Origin of the sequence: Streptomyces sp. NPDC090083 (assembly GCF_044747445.1) — a bacterium.
Lineage (GTDB): Bacteria > Actinomycetota > Actinomycetes > Streptomycetales > Streptomycetaceae > Streptomyces.
In genome coordinates, this window is record NZ_JBIVED010000010.1 from 338,277 (window position 1) to 353,958 (window position 15,682).

General features: G+C 73.7%; 9 protein-coding genes. 6 read left to right on the top strand and 3 right to left on the bottom strand.

Annotated features, from left to right (window positions below):
• Positions 1-39 precede the first annotated feature (39 nt).
• The 6 genes from infB to ACIPTO_RS31915 all read left to right on the top strand — a co-directional run bounded on the left by infB (position 40) and on the right by ACIPTO_RS31915 (position 9,957).
• Positions 40-3,189, top strand: coding sequence for a translation initiation factor IF-2 (gene infB / locus ACIPTO_RS31890; protein WP_401197878.1), 3,150 nt, complete (start codon positions 40-42; stop codon positions 3,187-3,189).
• Between the two features lie 136 nt (positions 3,190-3,325).
• Positions 3,326-3,619 (top strand): DUF503 domain-containing protein, encoded by a 294-nt coding sequence (locus ACIPTO_RS31895; RefSeq protein ID WP_366321097.1) that lies wholly within the window; start codon positions 3,326-3,328, stop codon positions 3,617-3,619.
• Positions 3,620-3,673: 54 nt separating this feature from the next.
• Positions 3,674-4,123 carry a 30S ribosome-binding factor RbfA gene (rbfA, locus tag ACIPTO_RS31900; protein ID WP_366321099.1) on the top strand — a complete coding sequence of 150 codons (450 nt, stop codon included), beginning with the start codon at positions 3,674-3,676 and terminating at the stop codon, positions 4,121-4,123.
• Positions 4,120-5,025, top strand: coding sequence for a tRNA pseudouridine(55) synthase TruB (truB, locus tag ACIPTO_RS31905; RefSeq protein WP_401197881.1), 906 nt, complete (start codon positions 4,120-4,122; stop codon positions 5,023-5,025). The genes rbfA and truB overlap by 4 nt, the downstream gene beginning before the upstream one ends.
• A 272-nt stretch (positions 5,026-5,297) precedes the next feature.
• Positions 5,298-8,849, top strand: coding sequence for a trypsin-like peptidase domain-containing protein (locus ACIPTO_RS31910; RefSeq protein ID WP_401197883.1), 3,552 nt, complete (start codon positions 5,298-5,300; stop codon positions 8,847-8,849).
• A gap of 139 nt (positions 8,850-8,988) precedes the next feature.
• Positions 8,989-9,957, top strand: coding sequence for a bifunctional riboflavin kinase/FAD synthetase (locus ACIPTO_RS31915; protein WP_366321103.1), 969 nt, complete (start codon positions 8,989-8,991; stop codon positions 9,955-9,957).
• A 68-nt stretch (positions 9,958-10,025) separates the two neighbouring features.
• Here the strand turns inward: ACIPTO_RS31915 and ACIPTO_RS31920 are convergent, their stop codons facing one another.
• The 3 genes from ACIPTO_RS31920 to eccE form a co-directional block, all read right to left on the bottom strand.
• Complete coding sequence (locus ACIPTO_RS31920; RefSeq protein ID WP_401197886.1) at positions 10,026-13,160, bottom strand: SCO5717 family growth-regulating ATPase; 3,135 nt, start codon at positions 13,158-13,160, stop codon at positions 10,026-10,028.
• A gap of 299 nt (positions 13,161-13,459) precedes the next feature.
• Positions 13,460-14,176 carry a hypothetical protein gene (locus ACIPTO_RS31925; RefSeq protein WP_401197889.1) on the bottom strand — a complete coding sequence of 239 codons (717 nt, stop codon included), beginning with the start codon at positions 14,174-14,176 and terminating at the stop codon, positions 13,460-13,462.
• Positions 14,173-15,507, bottom strand: a complete 1,335-nt coding sequence (gene eccE, locus ACIPTO_RS31930) for a type VII secretion protein EccE (protein WP_401197892.1) — start codon at positions 15,505-15,507, stop codon at positions 14,173-14,175. The genes ACIPTO_RS31925 and eccE overlap by 4 nt, the downstream gene beginning before the upstream one ends.
• Between the last annotated feature and the right edge of the window lie 175 nt (positions 15,508-15,682).

The following is a 15,682-nucleotide window of genomic DNA, read 5'->3' on the forward strand; positions in this document are numbered from 1 at the left end:
AGCGACGGTCCGGACGCACCCGGACCTAAAAGGAGCGAAGTGGCTAAGGTCCGGGTATACGAACTCGCCAAGGAGTTCGGGGTGGAGAGCAAGGTCGTCATGGCCAAGCTCCAAGAACTCGGTGAATTCGTCCGTTCGGCGTCCTCGACGATCGAGGCGCCCGTTGTACGCAAGCTGACAGACGCCCTCCAGCAGGGCAGCGGAGGCGGCAAGCCCGCCCCCGCCCGCAAGGCTGCCCCGGCTCGTCCGGCGGCCCCCTCTCCCGCGCAGGCCGCCCGTCCGGGTCCGGCCGCCCCGCGCCCGTCGGCCCCGAAGCCGGCCGTCGCCGAGAGCGCCCCCGCGGCTCCCGCCGCTCCGGCCTCCACCGGTGGTCCCCGTCCGGGCCCGCGCCCCGCGCCGCGTCCGGCCCCGGCCTCGCCGGCGCCCACCACGCCCGAGTTCACCGCCCCTCCGGCGGCTCCGGCGGCGCCCGCCGCCCCTGCCTCCAACGGCGGCTCGGCCCCGCGTCCCGGCGCCCCGCGTCCGGCAGGCCAGGCCCCCCGTCCGGGCGGCGCCCGTCCGGCCGGTCCCGGCCAGGGCGGTCAGGGTCGTGGCGACCGTCCCGAGCGCGGCGACCGTCCCGGCGCACCCCGTCCGGGTGGCCAGGGCGCGCGTCCCGGTGCTCGTCCGGCCGGTCCCCGTCCGGGCAACAACCCGTTCACCTCCGGCGGCTCCACCGGCATGGCGCGCCCCGGTGCGCCGCGTCCCGGCGCCCCGCGTCCCGGCGGCCAGGACCGTCCGGGCGGTGCTCCCGGCGGCGCCCCGCGTCCGCAGGGTGCCGGTCAGGGCGGTCCCCGTCCCCAGGGTGCCGCGGGCGGTCCCCGTCCCGGCGCTCCGGGCGGCGCGCGTCCGACCCCGGGCGGCATGCCCCGCCCGCAGGGCGGCGCTCCGCGTCCCGGTGGCGGCCCCGGCGGCAACCGTCCGAACCCCGGCATGATGCCGCAGCGTCCCGCTGCCGGCAGCCCCCGTCCCGGTGGCGGCCCCGGTGGCCGTGGTCCCGGTGGCGGCGGCGGTCGTCCGGGTGGTCCGGGTGGCGGCGGCGGTCGTCCCGGCGGCGGCTTCGCCGGTCGTCCGGGTGGCGGCGGTGGCGGTTTCGCCGGCCGTCCCGCGGGTCCCGGTGGCGGTGGCGGCGGTTTCGCCGGCCGTCCGGGTGCTCCCGCCGGTGGCGGCGGTGGCCGTCCCGGCTTCGGTGGCCGTCCCGGTGGTCCGGGTGGCCGCGGTGGCACACAGGGCGCCTTCGGCCGTCCCGGTGGTCCCGCGCGTCGCGGTCGCAAGTCGAAGCGGCAGAGGCGCCAGGAGTACGAGGCCATGCAGGCCCCGTCGGTCGGCGGTGTGATGCTGCCTCGTGGCAACGGACAGTCCGTCCGTCTGTCGCGCGGTGCCTCGCTCACCGACTTCGCCGAGAAGATCAACGCCAACCCGGCGTCGCTCGTCGGCGTGATGATGAACCTCGGCGAGATGGTCACTGCCACGCAGTCCGTCTCCGACGAGACGCTGAAGCTCCTCGCGGACGAGATGAACTTCGTCCTCGAGATCGTCAGCCCCGAGGAGGAGGACCGCGAGCTGCTCGAGTCCTTCGACATCGAGTTCGGCGAGGACGAGGGTGGCGAGGAGTTCCTCGTCGCGCGTCCGCCGGTCGTGACCGTCATGGGTCACGTCGACCACGGTAAGACCCGACTCCTCGACACCATCCGCAAGACGAACGTCGTCGCGGGCGAGGCCGGCGGTATCACGCAGCACATCGGCGCGTACCAGGTCACGACCGAGGTCAACGACGAAGAGCGCAAGATCACCTTCATCGACACCCCGGGTCACGAGGCGTTCACCGCCATGCGTGCCCGTGGTGCCAAGTCGACCGACATCGCGATCCTCGTGGTGGCGGCCAACGACGGTGTGATGCCCCAGACGATCGAGGCGTTGAACCACGCCAAGGCGGCCGACGTGCCGATCGTGGTCGCGGTCAACAAGATCGACGTCGAGGGCGCCGACCCGACCAAGGTGCGCGGTCAGCTCACCGAGTTCGGTCTGGTGGCCGAGGAGTACGGCGGCGACACCATGTTCGTCGACATCTCCGCCAAGCAGGGTCTGAACATCGACGCCCTGCTGGAGGCCGTGGTCCTCACCGCGGACGCCTCGCTCGACCTGCGGGCCAACCCGGAGCAGGACGCGCAGGGCATCGCGATCGAGTCCCACCTCGACCGCGGCCGCGGCGCCGTCGCGACCGTCCTGGTCCAGCGAGGCACCCTGCGGGTCGGCGACACCATGGTGGTCGGCGACGCCTACGGCCGTGTCCGCGCGATGCTCGACGACAAGGGCGACAACGTGGAGGAGGCGGGTCCCTCGACCCCGGTCCTCGTCCTCGGTCTCACCAACGTCCCGGGCGCCGGCGACAACTTCCTCGTCGTCGACGAGGACCGCACGGCACGTCAGATCGCCGAGAAGCGCGCGGCGCGCGAGCGCAACGCCAACTTCGCCCGGCGCGGAGTCCGGTTCTCCCTGGAGAACCTGGACGAGGCCCTCAAGGCCGGTCTGGTGCAGGAACTCAACCTCATCATCAAGGGCGACGCGTCCGGTTCGGTGGAGGCTCTCGAGTCCTCGCTGCTCCAGCTCGACGTCGGCGACGAGGTCGACATCCGCGTCCTGCACCGCGGCGTGGGTGCGGTCACCGAGTCGGACATCGACCTGGCGACCGGCTCCGACGCGATCGTCATCGGCTTCAACGTCCGCGCTGCGGGCCGCGCGGCGCAGATGGCGGAGCGCGAGGGCGTCGACGTCCGGTACTACTCGGTGATCTACCAGGCCATCGAGGAGATCGAGGCAGCGCTCAAGGGCATGCTCAAGCCGGAGTACGAGGAGGTCGAGCTCGGCACGGCGGAGATCCGCGAGGTCTTCAAGTCGTCCAAGCTGGGCAACATCGCCGGTGTCCTGGTCCGCTCGGGCGAGGTCAAGCGCAACACCAAGGCGCGCCTCGTCCGCGACGGCAAGGTCATCGCGGAGAGCCTCACCATCTCCGGTCTGCGTCGCTTCAAGGACGACGTCACCGAGATCCGCGAAGGGTTCGAGGGCGGTATCAACCTCGGCAACTTCAACGACATCAAGGTCGACGACGTCATCGCGACGTACGAGATGCGCGAGAAGCCTCGCGGCTGATCGTCACAGCACGCGATCGGGGCCGGTCGGCGGAGAGTATTTCCGTCGATCGGCCCCGGCCGTTGCGTGTACGGTTCCTGTATCGGCGTCCGAGACCGGCGCCCGTACCCCGAACCGGCGGGACATCCGGACACGCATGTATGTGGGGACTCTGTCCTTCGATCTGCTCCTCGGCGACGTCCACTCGCTGAAGGAGAAACGCTCTCTCGTCCGTCCGATCGTGGCCGAACTCCAGCGCAAGTTCGCGGTGAGCGCGGCCGAGACGGGCAGTCAGGACCTCCATCGCAGGGCCGAGATCGGGCTCGCGGTGGTCTCCGGGGACACGGGACACCTCACCGACGTACTGGACCGCTGCGAGCGACTCGTCGCCGCGCGGCCCGAGGTGGAACTGCTCTCCGTTCGACGCAGACTCCACAGCGACGAAGACTGAAGCAAGCGGCAAGACGTAGTTGCAGCACGACGTAGTTACTAAGGAGACGGACCAGTGGCCGACAACGCGCGTGCCAAGAGGCTGGCGGACCTCATCCGAGAGGTGGTGGCCCAGAAGCTGCAGCGCGGCATCAAGGACCCCCGGCTCGGCACCCACGTCACCATCACGGACACCCGCGTCACGGGTGACCTCCGGGAGGCGACCGTCTTCTACACGGTCTACGGCGACGACGAGACGCGGGCCGAGGCGGCGGCGGGACTCGAGAGCGCCCGGGGCGTCCTGCGCTCCGCCGTGGGCGCGGCGGCCGGCGTGAAGTTCACCCCGACCCTCACCTTCGTCGCGGACGCCCTCCCGGACACCGCCAGGACCATCGAGGACCTCCTCGACAAGGCCCGGCAGTCCGACGAGAAGGTCCGCGAGGTCTCGGCCGGCGCCACCTACGCGGGCGACGCCGACCCGTACAAGAAGCCCGGCGAGGACGACGAGGACGACACCGCCGAATGACCGAGAAAACCCGGACGCCCGACGGCCTTGTCATCGTGGACAAGCCGTCGGGCTTCACCTCGCACGACGTCGTCGCCAAGATGCGAGGCATCGCCCGCACCCGCCGCGTCGGCCACGCGGGAACGCTCGATCCCATGGCCACGGGCGTCCTCGTCCTGGGAGTGGAGAAGGCGACCAAGCTCCTCGGGCACCTCGCCCTCACGGAGAAGGAGTACCTGGGCACGATCCGCCTGGGGCAGAGCACCCTGACCGACGACGCCGAGGGCGAGATCACGGGGTCGTCAGACGCCTCGAAGGTCACCCAGGACGCCGTCGACGCCGGGATCGCCAAGCTCCGCGGCGCGATCATGCAGGTCCCGTCCAAGGTCAGCGCCATCAAGATCGACGGCGTCCGCTCGTACAAACGGGCCCGCGACGGCGAGGACTTCGAGATCCCCGCCCGCCCGGTCACCATCTCCTCCTTCACGGTCTACGACGTCCGGGACGCCGTCGCCGAGGACGGCACCCCCGTGCTGGACCTGGTGGTCTCGGTGGTCTGCTCGTCCGGCACCTACATCCGGGCCCTGGCCCGCGACCTGGGCGAGGACCTCGGCGTCGGCGGCCACCTCACGGCCCTCCGCCGCACCCGCGTCGGCCCGTACAAGCTGGACACGGCGAAGACCCTGGAGCAGCTCCAGGAGGAGCTGACGGTGATGCCGATCGCGGAGGCGGCCGAGGCCGCGTTCCCGCGCTGGTCGGTGGACGCCCGGCGGGCGAAGCTGCTGCTCAACGGCGTCCGGCTGGAGATCCCCGAGGAGTACGCGGGGGTCGGCGCGGTCGGCGTCTTCGATCCCGGGGGCCGCTTCCTGGCGCTCGTGGAGGAGCACAAGGGCAAGGCGAAGAGCCTGGCGGTCTTCGCCTGACGGTCCCCGCCGGAGCCGGAGCACGGGCGGGGTCTCAGGTCCCGCCCGTGGAGCGGCGGTCACGGGGTCTGCGTTCCCGCCGCTCCACGGTCCCCCTCGGTTCCCCCACCCCTAGGGTGTATCCAACCCTCCGCCTCTATTCACCCGTCCGGGCAGGCGCTCGGAGTGAACCGAGGGAGCGGAAGGGGGCGCGTTCACCACGCGATCTGTCCCGCCGATCACGCCACGCCTACCGTCGAACACAGGGCACGGGTACGGCGGGAGGTCCGACCATGGCGGGACGTGGCCCGCGGACGGGCGGCGCCCGTCGGACGCGGGAGAGCACGCGGGGGGAGAGGCCGGCGCGGGGTGCCGCGTCCGCACCGGCCGACGCGACGGATACCGTCCCCACCACCGCCGACGTGTCCCTGGTGCGCATCCGCGACCTCGCCGGACGCCCGCGCGGCACCGGCTTCGTCGCCGACCACCACGGCACGGTCGTCACCAGCCACGAGGCGGTCGACGGACTGCCCCGCCTCCTCCTGCACGCCTCCGGCGACCGCACCTGCCTGGTGACCGCCGACGCCGTGACCCCGCTGCCCGCCCTCGATCTCGCCCTCGTCCGCACGGAGGGCCTGGGCGTCGCCCCGCTCCCCGTCACCGTCCGGGACCGCGTCGGGACCGGTACCTACGTGCGCGTCGCCGCGGGCTGTTGGCGCGAGGCCCGCGTCCTCGGCGCGGTCTCCGTCACCTACACGGCCACCGACCGCTTCCATCTCCTCGACGACGCCCTGGAGCTGGCGATCGGCACGGCGGGCCGGGACGCGCTGCGGCTGGGCGGGGGAGCGGCCGGGGGCCCGGTCCTGGACGCGGCGACCGGCGCGGTGGTCGGCATCCTCGGCACCGCCCTGCAATCCGGCCTCCGGGACTCGGGTTTCGCGGTGCCGCTGCGCCGACTCCGGCCGCCTGAAGGCATGTTGAGCGCGGGCCCGGACCTGCTGGACGACCTCCTGGCGCGCAACGCGGCCACCGTCCCCGCCTACGGCGCCGACCTCAACCTGGCGGGCGTGCTGGAACTGACGGCGACCTCGGTCGGCTCGGACGGCCCACCGGGAGCACTGGCAGGCTTCGTGGGCCCGGCAACCGCGGTGGACCCGGTCGAACGCCCGGCCCTCGCAGGGGAGTTCGCCGCGTTCCTCGACAGCCCGGCCGCCGTGCTCGGCCTCGTCGGACCACCCGGCAGCGGCCGTACGACGGAACTCGCGGTGCTCGCCGCGCGGCGCAACGGGGGCGCGGAACCGGCCCCCACGGTGTGGCTGCGCGGCGCCGATCTGCGCGACGACGACACGTCGGTGGCGGACGCGGTACGCAGGGCCGTGGACCGGGCGGCCCGGATCGTCGCCGCGTCCGTCTCGCCGCCGGGGCGCTCCGGCGACCTCGGCGACATCGGCCCCGAGCGGCTGGCGCGGGTGGCCCGTGACGCCGGGCGGCCGTTGCTGCTGCTGCTCGACGGACCTGAGGAGATGCCGCCCGTGCTGGCCCACCGGCTGGGCGAGTGGACGGAGGGGACGGGGGAGTGGCTGCGGGAGACGGGGGCGCGGTTGGTGGTGGGATGCCGGGCGGAGTACTGGGAAGGGGCCGGGTTTCCAGGGGAGTTGACGTACGGCGGGCGGGATTCCGGAGCCCTGGGGGCGGTGGTGCCGGGCTGTGTCCGGCTGGGGGACCTGCGGCCCGAGGAAGCCCGGCGGGCGCGTGGAGCGTACGGGATTCCGGAGGGCGTCCTCACCGGTGCCGACGCCCGGCACCCGCTCACCCTCCGGCTCCTCTCCGAGGTGCTCGCCGCACTGCCCGCAGCCCCCGACACCCAACTCGACCGGGACGAGGTGTTCTCGGCCTACCTCGACCTCATGTGCCTCCGGATCGCCGTCCGGCTGGCCGCCGAGAACGGCCTGCGCGGCACACCCGTACGACGCCTCGCCGCCAAGGTGTCCGGCCAGGTGCACGAAGCCGCGCGGCGCAGTCTCGGCCCGGGGCAGGGGGAGTTGGACCGGGAGTCGTTCGAGGCGGTGTTCCCCTGGGGACCCGCACCCGCAAGGCTCGGCGGAGGCACCGGGTGGGCCTCGGCCGTGCTCACCGAGGGGCTTCTCGTGCCGGCCGGCACCGGATACCGCTTCGCCCACGAGGAGTTGGCGGACTGGATCCAGGGCACCCACCTGGACCTCGACGAGGCCCTGCGGGCCCTGGTCCACCGCCCTCGCACGGCACGCACAGGGCACCCCCTCCCCGTACCGCAGCACCGCATCGGCCCCGTCGTACAGGCCCTGCTGCTCCTCGCCCGTCAGCGTGGAACCACCGAACTGGGCGTGCGGATGGAGGAGTTGACGGCGGCCCTGGACGCCGACCCGGACTCCTGGTGGGCGGCCCGGCTGCTGGCCGAGGTGCTGCTCCTGGTTCCCGACGCGACGCCGTACGAACCCGCGTTGCGCCTGCTGGCCGACCAGTTGGTGACGCGAAGGCGGCAACAGGCTCCCGTACCGCAGGAGTTCGCGCCCGCGTTCTGGACCGCGCTGCACCTGCCGGACGCCCGGCGCTTCGAGCTGCTGCGTCGGCTCGTGCTCGCCGACGGCGCGCCGCGGGACACCCCCGCCGCGCCCCGATTCCTCGACGCCGCCGCCGAGTTGCTCGCCGCCGACCCCGTGGCCGTACAACCGCTTCTGGCCCGCTGGTTCGACGACGAGCGGTCGTTGCCCGCGGCGCCGGAGGCGACCGTGGCGACGGCCGCGCAGGCCCTGCTGCACACGCATCGGCGGCGGGCGCTGGACGCGTTGACGGAGACGCTCGTCGGCTGTGCGCACGGGCGGGCCGACGAACTCCTCGCGGTGCTGGCCGAGGAGGAGCCGTCGGCCGTGTGCCGGGCCGTGGACCGGTGGGCGCACGACGAGCGGCCGGCGCGCAGGGTGGCGGCGGTGGCGTACGGACTGCTGGCCGCCCCGCACGTACGGACCGAGGCGGACCGCGAACTCCTGCGCCACGCGGCCGAGTTCCTGCTCGGACGGGCCACCGACTCCGCCCTCCACGGCGGCGCCCTCGCCCTCCTCGTCCGCGACCCGCACACCCGGGCCCACCATCTCCCGCGGGCGCTGCGGCACTTCGCGTCCGGCGACCCCCGGTTCCCGCCGAGCGCCCTGGCCGCCGCCCTCACCACACACCCCGAACCGGTCCTGGAGGCCTTCCGCGCCCGGCTGCACGGACCCGACGCGAGCGAGGCGGTCCGCACGCTCGCCGACGTCGCGACGCCGTCCCTCGTGCGCCGGGCCGCGGCCCTGGTCCGCGAGACCGCCGTACGGTGGCCGGAGACGGCCGCCCACCTCGCCCTCTACGTCGACCGCTGCCTCGACCACGGTCCCGCCGCCCGCGCCAGCCTCCTCCCCCTGGTCACCGGCCTCCTGGACGGCGGCCCCGCGCCGGTGCGCACCGCCCTCGCGCCCGTGCTCGCGGCCCCCGGCGCCCCCGCCTCCCGCCCGCTGCGCCGCGAACTCCTGGAGTTCCTGCTCGCGCACGAGCACGACCCGGCCGTCCTCGACGCACTCCTGCACACGGCGGGGCGGCGCGACGACGACGAGATCCGCGACCTCGTCCACCGCACCGGACGGCTGCTCGTCCGCACCCCCGCCGGCGCGACCCGCTTCGACCACGGGCTGGTCGACCTCGGCCGGCACGTCCCCGGTTTCGCCGCCCTGATGGCCCGCTGGCTGGCCGACACCCCGGAGGACTGGGCGGCCGTCGTCGGACCCGGCACGCGGCGCATGATCGAGAACCTGGCCGGGGTGGGCGTACCGGCGTAGCGGCCCGGGTACGTGCGCCCGGTCACAGCCTCCATGCCGATGCGGGGCGCAGGCCCCCGGCATGGCACCCTTAGACCTGCGTAAGAGGTCGACGACACAGGTCTACACACGGACACGGGTTCGATGAGGAGCGGTCACAGTGCAGCGCTGGCGTGGCTTGGAGGACATCCCTGAGGACTGGGGGCGCAGTGTCGTCACCATCGGTTCTTATGACGGGGTCCACCGCGGGCACCAGCTGATCATCCGGCATGCCGTGGAACGCGCCCGTGAGCTGGGGATTCCCTCCGTCGTCGTCACCTTCGACCCGCACCCCAGCGAGGTCGTGCGCCCCGGCAGCCACCCGCCGCTGCTCGCCCCGCACCACCGGCGCGCCGAACTGATGGCCGAGCTGGGGGTGGACGCGGCGCTGATCCTGCCGTTCACCAAGGAGTTCTCCAAGCTGTCCCCGGCCGACTTCGTGGTCAAGGTGCTGGTGGACAAGCTGCACGCGAAGGCGGTCGTCGAGGGCCCCAACTTCCGCTTCGGCCACAAGGCCGCGGGCAACGTGGCCTTCCTGACCGAACAGGGCAAGACGTACGACTTCGAGGTAGAGGTGGTGGATCTTTACGTGAGCGGTGCGGCGGGCGGCGGCGAGCCCTTCTCCTCCACACTGACCAGGCGGCTGGTCGCCGAGGGCGACGTCGAGGGCGCCCGCGAGATCCTCGGCCGCCCGCACCGGGTCGAGGGCGTCGTGGTCCGCGGCGCCCAGCGCGGCCGTGAACTGGGCTTCCCGACGGCCAACGTCGAGACCCTGCCCCACACGGCGATCCCGGCGGACGGCGTCTACGCCGGTTACCTGCACGTCGGCGGCGAGGCCATGCCGGCCGCGATCTCCGTCGGCACGAACCCGCAGTTCGACGGCACCGAGCGCACGGTCGAGGCGTACGCCATCGACCGCGTCGGCCTCGACCTCTACGGCCTCCATGTCGCCGTCGACTTCCTCGCCTTCGTGCGCGGCCAGGCGAAGTTCGACTCCCTGGAGGGCCTGCTGGAGCAGATGGCCCAGGACGTGAAGCGCTGCCGCGAACTGATCTCGGCGGACGCGGCCGACGAGCCCGACGCCGGGTAGCCGTTCCCGTTCCTACGACGCCGAAGGGCGGCCGGTGCTCTCGGGCACCGGCCGCCCTTCGCGTGCGCCTACTGCTGCGGGGGCGCGGGCGGCGGAGGAGGCGGGGCCTGCTCACCGTCCTGCTGAGGAGCCTGCTGAGGCTGCCCGTAGCCCGGGTGCTGCGGGTACGGCGGCGGAGGCTGCTGCCCCGGGTGCTGCGGATAGGGCGGGGCGGGCTGCTGGGCCGGGGGCGGAGCCTGCGGAGGATAGGGCTGCCCGCCGTAGGGCTCGCCGGGAGCCTGAGGGCCCGGGTACGGCTGCTGGCCCGGATAAGCGGGTTGGCCCTGCTGAACCTGCTGGCCGTGCTGGCCCGGGTGTCCGGGATAGCCCTGCTGGCCCGGCAGCGGCGGGGCCAGTACCGGGGGCGGGTTGCCGTCGTTCGTCCACAGGCCGTGCATCTGCTGGTGGCGGACGAAGTCCTCGGCGACCAGGGCCGCGAGGTTGAAGTACGACTCCCGCACCTTCGGGCGCATCATGTCGAGGTCGACCTCCGCACCGGCGGCGAGATGCTCGTCGAACGGCACGACCACGACACCCCGGCAGCGCGTCTCGAAGTGGCTGACGATGTCCTCCACCTTGATCATCTTGCCGGTCTCGCGGACCCCGGAGATGACCGTGAGCGAACGGGACACCAGGTCGGCGTACCCGTGCGCCGACAGCCAGTCCAGCGTCGTACTCGCACTGCTCGCGCCGTCCACGGACGGCGTCGAGATGATGATGAGCTGGTCGGCGAGGTCCAGCACCCCGCGCATCGCGCTGTACAGCAGACCCGTACCGGAGTCCGTGAGGATGATCGGGTACTGCTTGCCCAGCACGTCGATCGCGCGCCGGTAGTCCTCGTCGTTGAACGTGGTCGACACGGCCGGGTCGACGTCGTTGGCGATGATCTCCAGACCGGACGACGCCTGGGACGTGAACCGGCGGATGTCCATGTAGGAGTTGAGGTACGGGATCGCCTGGACGAGGTCACGGATGGTGGCCCCGGTCTCGCGCCGCACCCGGCGGCCGAGGGTGCCGGCGTCCGGGTTGGCGTCGATCGCGAGGATCTTGTCCTGGCGCTCGGTGGCGAGGGTCGAGCCCAGCGCGGTGGTGGTCGTGGTCTTGCCGACACCGCCCTTGAGGCTGATCACCGCGATCCGGTAGCACGACAGCACCGGCGTCCGGATCAGCTCCAACTTCCGCTGCCGCTCGGCCTCTTCCCTCTTCCCGCCGATCTTGAACCGTGACGGCGCGGCTCCCGGCCGCCCGCTCTTCGCCTTCTGCTTCTTGTTCTGTAGCAGCCGGTCCGACGACAGTTCCACGGCGGCGGTGTAACCCAGCGGCGCGGCAGCGGGGTTGGTCGGCTGCCGCTGGTCGTGCTGGATGGGCTGGGGCCAGGCGGCGCCGGTCCGGGGGTCGACCGGGGGCGCGGACTGGGGGTGGGGCTGTTGGGTGTTCGGCGGGGGCGGGGACTGCGGCTGTGCCTGAGGGGCCTGCGGGGGCAGGTTGGGGTGGGCCTGGGGCGCGGGGTCGTACTGCGCGGGGGCCTGCGGCGGCAGCGCGGTGCCGGGACCGGCCTGCGGGGGGACGGGCGGGGCCGGGGCCGGGGTGGCGGGTGCCGGGGGCTGGGGGAAGCCGTAGCCGTCCGGCTGGTTGGCGGTGCGCGGGGCGTCCGGGTGGGCCTGAGGGCCCGGGTGCGCGAGGGGCGGGGGGAAGCCGTAGGCGCCTTGTTGGTTCGGGGCGGGGGCCGGGGCGGGTACCGGGGCCTGGGGTGTCGGGGGTTGGGGGAAGCCGTAGCCGTCCTGCTGGTTCGGTGCGGGGGGCTGGCTCTGAGGGGTCTGCGGGGGCGCGTCCCAGGCCGTCGGTGCCGGTTGCGGCGGCTGCGGCTGGAACGGGGGCTGCTGCTGCGGGAACGGCGGCTGGGCCGGGGCCGCGACGGGAGGCTGCGGTGCGGGTGGCTGGGGCGCGGCGGCGTCCACCGGCTGCGGCTGGGCCGGGGGTTGCACGTGCGGCTGAGGCTGCACCTGCGGCTGGGGCTGCGCGGGCCACTGGTCGGCGGCGGCCGGGGCTGCGGGCTGGTAGGAGGGCGGCAGCGGGGGGATACCGCTCTGCGGGGCGGGCGGGGGAGTCCAGGCGGGCGGGACGTCCGCTGCGTCGTCGGTCGCGTCGGTGGGGTCCGTGGACGGGTCTGCCGGATCGGTCGGGTCGACGAGGTCCGCCGGGTCCGCCGGGGCGGCCGGGTCGGTGGTGTCGGTGGGGGCTCCCTGGTCGGGGGAGTCGTTCCCGGTGGTGGACGGCGCGGCGTCGGCGCTGGTCGGCTCGGCCTCCGTGTCCTCGGGGGCGGCAGTGGGCGCGTCGGCGGTGGGCTCGGCGTCGGCGTTCTCGGCGGCAGCCGTGTCCGGGGCTGTGCCTGCGTCAGTGTCCGTGCCCGTGTCCGTGCCGGTGTCCGTGCCGGTGTCCGGGCTCGCGTCGGCGACCGCGGCGTCCTCGTCCTGAGCGCCGGTGCTCACTTCGGCGGCGTCGGGATCTGCGACGGCCTCGGCGGAACTGGCGTCGGCAGGCGCCTCACCCTCGAACTCCCGCTGCTCGGAAGCCGGTTCAGCGTCACCGGTGCCGCCATCGGCGTCCGAGCGCTCGGCGCCTTCCGCGGGAACGTCCACGGGAACATCGGCCGGGGCCGGGGCGTCGGGGGTCTCTTCGTCGTGCTGCTCCGGCGAACCCGTCGCCGTGCCACCCCGCTCCGCGATCTCCCGCTTCAACGCGGTCGACGAGATCCGCATCGTCGCTCCGCTGACGAGGTCACCGCTGTCGGGGTCCTCCGGCTCGGGAACCGCGGCCGGGCCCACGGGCGGGACTGCCGCGGCAGGCGCCCAGCCGTTCTGGAAGCCGGAGTTGTCCGGCGGCGCCGGTACCGGGAACGCCGGTCCGACCGGAGGTGGCGGCGGCACGGCCGCACCGGTCGCCGGAGTCGGCGGCGGCGGGGTCTGCCCGGACGCGTCCGACGCGCCGGGCGCACCAGTCACGCCGTTCGCGCCCGTCGCGCCGTTCGAGTTCTGCGTGTACCAGGCCGGCGGCGCGTAGTCGATCGTGAACTCGCCCGTCATCTCGATGGCGGACTCGTCGTCGGGCTGGTCATCGCCGGGCGTGGCCCAGCCCCCGCGGATCCCGTCCCGATCGCTGCTCACAATTCCTCCTGGTGTGGTCGAGCACCCTCATGCCGTGCCGGGGCGACCGCTCGCACCGTCCGGTGCGCCGGGTTGTCCCCCTGGGGCCACTGGGCCACGGACCGCTCGCTCGCGGACAACTCGTGACGTGCCCCGTCCCAGCCTAATCACCAAAACCGTGGACTCGGCAGGCCCGCCCACCCCTTAGTGCGGGCTCACGGGACCGAGACCGTCGATAGCGGCTCACATCCCTCTGGAAAACGGCCAAATGGGACAGCCGAGATGCCGTGATCCGTCCGCCCGGTGCGGATCCGTACCCCTCAGTCCATCCGCCGGGCCACACCCAGCAGACCGACCTCCGCGTCCGTCGGCTGTGTCATCACGTACTGGCGGTCGCGGTCGCCGCACCAGAGCGTGAGGCCGTCGGCGAGCGTGGGCAGGGAGTCGACATCGGCCCGGGGAAGTGCCATGGCGCGGCCCAGCTCCGCCGCCTCGTCCGGTGAGATCCGCTGCACCCCGACGAGCCGTGCCTGCCGCATCAGTCGCGGGGCGACAGGGCTGAGGTACGGCAGCAGGGTCAGCACCGACTGCCAGGGCCCGGACACGACCCGTCCGCGCGGCGGGCGCATGCCGCAGTCCCGCACCACGAGCACGGGTGTGCCCGCCGAGGCGCCCTGCGGCGGGACGCGGCCCACGTCGTACACCGCCAGGCCGTTCTGGCCGCCGCCCATGGCGTGGACCATCTGCATCCAGGCCTGCGGCCGACCGGTCTCCACGGCGACGCGCGCCCCGGTCGCCGCCGCTCTGAGGGCGACGACCTGCACGGTCCACAGGCCGCCGATGAGGACGACGTCGTACGGGGTGGGCCGGTTGAGGCCCAGCACCGCGGGCTGGCCCTCGGAGCCGACGCCGATCACGACGCCGTCGTCCCCGATGGGCAGGGAGAGCGCGTCCACCTGCTCGGGGGACAGCACGTGCCGTCCGTGCCGCGGACCGATCAGGCCGAGGCCGCTGCGCAGCATCGTCATCGCGGTCATCGGGCACCTCCGAGAGGCAGCGTGGCGAGCACGCCCGGGAGCTGCTCGCGGTCGAGGCGCGTGAGTGCCGTGCCCGTGTGGCGTGCGGCGCCCTCCAACGCGCGCCGTGCCGCGACCAGTTCGTCGTCGCTGCGTCCCGTCACCCGCAGGTGTCCGCACATCGACACCTCCTGGCGCTCCCCGGGAGCGAGCGTGAGGCTGAACGTCGTGGCGAGTGCGGGGGTGGCCGTCAGCAGGGCGATCAACTGCGGCAACGACGGCCCGCGACCGCCCAGTTGGGGCCAGCGGCGGATCCAGTACGTCGTGTGTCTGCGGTTGTCGCAACGCCAGCTGCGGCCGGACTCCTCGGTCCTGCGTTCCCGCGTTTCGGTCCTTCCGGCCTCCGCCGTCACCAGGGGGTTCGCGCAGGCGGAGGTGGCGAGCGCCGCGGTCAGCTCCTCCTCGCTGAGGATCGTCGGGCGGAAACCGGCGCCGGTGAGCCGGCTCGCGAGGTGGTCGGCGACGCGCACGACGCACTTCTGCGCCCCGGTGAGCCCCCCGCCCCGCGCGGCCACGGCTTCCAGGCACTGCTCGGGGTCGAGCTTCAGTGCGATCCAGGTGATGCGCACCGCGGGGGCGCCGGTCTGCTCCTGCAGCGGCGCGTAGTTCGTGACGGCCACGGAGTGCTGGGGCAGGTGCAGCGCGGGCGCGGGCTGGGTGTGCAGCACCAGCTGCGCCGACTCCAGCCGGATACCGTCCACTTCGAGCGCGTCCCGCACCAGCGCGAGCGGCAGCGGCTGTCTGTTCCGGTCGGCCCGCAGCGCGGTGACGTCGGCCTCCACCTGCACGACGGCGGTCACGAAGGTGCCGTCCCCGACCAGCCCGACCGGACGCCGGTCCCGGCCGCCGTAGGAATAGGTCCGCAGGGTCGGATCGCACTCCAGGGCAGGTACGAGACCGGGCTCCGTGCCGGGCGGTGTCTCCCTGCCCGCGGTGCGCTTCTGGCGTGCGCGCAACGCCCGCGCGGTACCCAGCCATTCCGGCAGGGAACGGCCGCGCCGGCGGACGAAGGCGAGCAGGACGAGGACGACGGCGACGACGCCCGCGGGCACCATCGCCATGGGGTCGATCGCCCAGCCGACGAGGAGGACGGCCGCCGCGATCTCCAGCAGCACGAGGCGTTGCAACCGGAATGCCCCGGCCTGTCCGCGGCGGGTTCTGAGGTGAAGTCCGCCCGGCCCCTGGGACGGTGTGCCCGCTGCGGACGGCGGCTGCGCGGATCCCTGCCCGGGTGACCCGGAGTCCCTCGCGCGCAACCGGTCACGCGACCGCGTCCGCGTTCCGGAAGCCATCACTCCATCCCCCCGTTTTACTCACGACTCACCGCTGTTCCAGCACCCCACAGGGCCCTGAAGGTCCAGGTACCCTACCCGCTCCACAAGTCCCCTCGGATAACAGGCATAGTAGGTGCCCGGTCTGACATCGATGGGCGGGGGACGGTGGACCCCCGAGCGCTGCCCAGGCTCA

What these genes read in the sequence shown, in the direction of transcription:
- ACIPTO_RS31910 (WP_401197883.1), top strand. Translation starts at nt 5,298, where the DNA reads ATGGCGGGACGTGGCCCGCGGACGGGCGGCGCCCGTCGGACGCGGGAG.
- truB (WP_401197881.1), top strand. Translation starts at nt 4,120, where the DNA reads ATGACCGAGAAAACCCGGACGCCCGACGGCCTTGTCATCGTGGACAAG.
- eccE (WP_401197892.1), bottom strand. Translation starts at nt 15,507, where the DNA reads ATGGCTTCCGGAACGCGGACGCGGTCGCGTGACCGGTTGCGCGCGAGG.
- ACIPTO_RS31925 (WP_401197889.1), bottom strand. Translation starts at nt 14,176, where the DNA reads ATGACCGCGATGACGATGCTGCGCAGCGGCCTCGGCCTGATCGGTCCG.
- ACIPTO_RS31895 (WP_366321097.1), top strand. Translation starts at nt 3,326, where the DNA reads ATGTATGTGGGGACTCTGTCCTTCGATCTGCTCCTCGGCGACGTCCAC.